Genomic DNA, 2837 nt, shown 5'->3' with positions numbered 1-2837 from the left:
CTCGAATCTCCAGGCTTCTAGATGCTCGCAGCCCTCTACACGTGAGCTTGTCCGGAGCCGATCGAGGCAGCAGGCGCAGTGCCCTACCGCACGCGCGTCGGCAACTCGCTGATCAAGGCGGCCATGCGCGAGACCGGAGCGGTCTTCGGCGGCGAGCACTCGGCGCATTACTACTTCCGCGACTTCTGGAACGCCGACAACGGCATGCTGGCCGCGATGCACATGCTCGCCGATTTCGGAGCGCAGGAGTGCCCGCTGTCCGAGGTGGCGGCGGCCTACACGCCGTACTCGCAGCCCGGCGAGATCAACTCCGCGGTGGGCGACGTCCCCGCCGCGTACGCGCGCGTCGTGGAGGCGTTTACCGCCCGCGCCGAGTTCGACGAGCTGGACGGCCTCACCATCACCGGCTACACCGACGATACCGAGCCGTTCTGGTGGTTCTCGGTGCGGACGTCCAACACAGACCCGCTCCTGCGCCTCAACGTGGAGACGGCCGACGCCCCCACGATGACCCGCCTCCGCGACGAGGTCCTGGCGCTCATCCGCAGCTGAGCACCAACCGAACCAACTAGCGTTCTGGAATTTCAGCTTGTACAATGGCTGCAGAGAGACAAGATCCAGACGAAACGCGCGGAGGTGCTGGGATGAAATGCAGCAACGAGACTGTGAGCGTGGTCATTCCGTTAGGCCCGCACCTTGAGCATCTTTCTGCACAGTTGGAGGCTCTCGCCACCCAGGACTTTGAGGCTGGCTTCGAGTTGGTTCTGAGTTGCAACGGCATCCCGGTCCCACACCGCAGTGAGCTGCAGCTGCCTGCGGTACTGAATGCCCGGTTTGTGGACTCGTCGTCCGTCGCCGGCCCAAGTCATGCCCGGAATGTGGGCTGGCGATCCGCAACCGGGGACATGATCCTGTTCTGCGACGCCGACGATGTCGTTAGCCGGGGGTGGGTGTCTTCGATGATTAGCCAGCTCAGGACCACCGATCTTGCTGGAGGCGCACTGGACTTCGCCCGTCTCAACCACGACGGTCTTGGCAGTTGGGGGCGGATCGCGGTGGGCGGCCTGCCATCAAAGTTCTCTCATCACGAGTTCGTGCCAAGCGGAAATCTCGGGGTGCGACGTGACGTCCTCGAACGGCTGGGCGGATTCGACGAAGAGCTGCGCCGGAGTGAGGATGTGGACTTTTCGTGGCGTGCTATCGACGCCGGATACCGTGTCGCCTTCGCTACGGCGGCGATCGTTCACTGCCGGCGCCGCGAAACCTTCGCCACGCTGTTTGCTCAGGCGAGGGAGGATGCCGCGAATGACCCTGCGCTGCTGCGGCGCCATGCTCACACCGGCGCGCGATGGAAAGTCGCGGACTATCTGCGTGAGGCCACCGGTGTCGCTATGGCCGCGGTCCAGTCTCCGTTTGGCTTTGCGCCGAAGCTAGCGACGAGGCTTGGGCGGTTCACCGGTCATCTTTTGCACCCCTCCATGCTGTGGATGCGAGGGTGACGGAATGACGACCTACGTCAACGGGGCTTTCCGCGGCCAGGCCGTCACCGGCCAACAACGTTACGCGTCCGAGATCGCTGATCGGCTTCCCTGGACGGAGCTCACCCCGCCGGCGCGTGCCCAGCGCAGCGCTGTCCCTGCCTGGATGTGGGCGCAGGGTGCGCCGACTCGGTTGGCCCGCAAGGACCTCCTTGTCACAATGACAAGCCGTGGACCAATTTGGTCAAAGCGGCAGATCCTGGTCGTGCACGACCTCTTCGTTGTGGATCACCCGGAGTGGTACAGCCGTCGATACGTCCAAACGCATGCTCCGATCCTGCTTGCGCAGATTCGCTCGGCGCGGGCGATTGTGGCGGTTTCTGAGCCGACTGCCGCACAGGTGCGTGCCTTGATTGGTTCGAGGAAGCCGATCCACGTCGCGCCGAACGCTCCCGCCGATGTGTTCCGTCACGTTGCCACGAACGCCGTAGTGGACGTGTGCGATCGGTCTGGTCTCATTCCGGGGGAGTTTCTCTTTGCCGTTGCCAGTGCGGATCCTCGAAAGAACCTGAAAACGATGGTCGAGGCGTATCGGACTCTTCCGACAAGTTGGCGGCGCACGCATCCCCTCGTACTCGCTGGAGGCGAAGCTTCACATGTGTTCGCTGGAGTGGAATCGCCACAAGCCGACCCGGACATTCGCCAGATCGGATACGTCGATGACCAGGCTCTCGCTGCCCTCTACGCCGCGGCCGGTCGCGTGCTGCTACTGAGCCTCGACGAAGGCTTCGGCCTGCCCGCGGTCGAAGCGCTCGCTGCCGGCGGCCGTGTTTTAGCCTCCGACACCCCCACCCTGCGGTGGGTGTGTGGTCAAGATGCGCTCTATGTCAATCCCTCCGACATCGATGAGATCGCCGATGCCATGCTGGATCTGCAGGCTGAACCCCACCGCGATCTTTCGAGCACTCGGTTCAGTTGGCAGGCCAGCGCGGCCGGACTACAACAGTTCGTCGAAAATCTCATCGACTGACGTCAGTCCCACCCCGGTCGCTGGGCTGAACTGGGCCTTCGCGAGCTCGATCGCCAAGTTGGTCAGCGACGCGGGTCAACGTTCGACGGTGGGGGAATCCAAATCCCCGCTCTCCGCTGGTGAAACCGGCACCCGACCGCTGGCCCGGTAGAGCGTCCACGACTGTCGTCGCAGCCGGGATGTGGTGGCGGAATCAGTGCTGGCGAGTCACCGCAACTGATTGCATTCTGCTCCCATGCCTCATGTGCGATTCACGACCGCGGGGGAGTGGCTGGCGGTGGGTCAATGCGCTGATGACCACACCCGAGGTGAATCGGCCTGACTTTCGT

The 2837-nt window shown here is 63.7% G+C and carries 2 protein-coding genes and 1 pseudogene; all 3 read left to right on the top strand.

The window, feature by feature from the left end:
* Window positions 1-51: 51 nt before the first annotated feature.
* Window positions 52-552, top strand: a pseudogene (gene manB, locus U870_RS0122160) (phosphomannomutase/phosphoglucomutase); the annotation flags it as partial.
* 113 nt (window positions 553-665) lie between these two features.
* The gene (locus U870_RS0122155; protein WP_025159521.1) at window positions 666-1499 is read left to right on the top strand and encodes a glycosyltransferase family 2 protein; all 834 of its coding nucleotides are present in this window, start codon (window positions 666-668) and stop codon (window positions 1497-1499) included.
* Window positions 1500-1503: 4 nt separating this feature from the next.
* Window positions 1504-2508, top strand: a complete 1005-nt coding sequence (locus U870_RS23890; protein ID WP_081815423.1) for a glycosyltransferase family 4 protein — start codon at window positions 1504-1506, stop codon at window positions 2506-2508.
* The last annotated feature ends 329 nt before the right edge of the window (window positions 2509-2837 follow it).

The sequence above is a fragment of the Leifsonia aquatica H1aii genome (genome assembly GCF_000633535.1).
GTDB lineage: Bacteria > Actinomycetota > Actinomycetes > Actinomycetales > Microbacteriaceae > Leifsonia > Leifsonia aquatica_A.
This window is presented reverse-complemented; position numbering and strand designations above follow the sequence as displayed.

What these genes read in the sequence shown, in the direction of transcription:
- U870_RS23890 (WP_081815423.1), top strand. Translation starts at nt 1,504, where the DNA reads ATGACGACCTACGTCAACGGGGCTTTCCGCGGCCAGGCCGTCACCGGC.